General features: G+C 52.5%; 1 rRNA gene. It reads right to left on the reverse strand.

What is annotated here, in order from left to right:
- A 16S ribosomal RNA gene (locus L6D74_RS29940) occupies nucleotides 1–217 on the reverse strand; the annotation flags it as partial.
- Between the last annotated feature and the right edge of the window lie 38 nt (nucleotides 218–255).

Here is a 255-nt window from a genome sequence, read left to right on the forward strand (position 1 = left end):
TAGCGCAAGGCCCGAAGGTCCCCTGCTTTCTCCCGTAGGACGTATGCGGTATTAGCGTTCCTTTCGAAACGTTGTCCCCCACTACCAGGCAGATTCCTAGGCATTACTCACCCGTCCGCCGCTGAATCCAGGAGCAAGCTCCCTTCATCCGCTCGACTTGCATGTGTTAGGCCTGCCGCCAGCGTTCAATCTGAGCCATGATCAAACTCTTCAGTTCAAACATCTTTGGGTTTTTAAGAAACCCTAAACTTGGCT

The sequence above is a fragment of the Pseudomonas pharyngis genome, assembly GCF_021602345.1.
GTDB classification, from domain to species: Bacteria; Pseudomonadota; Gammaproteobacteria; order Pseudomonadales; family Pseudomonadaceae; genus Aquipseudomonas; species Aquipseudomonas pharyngis.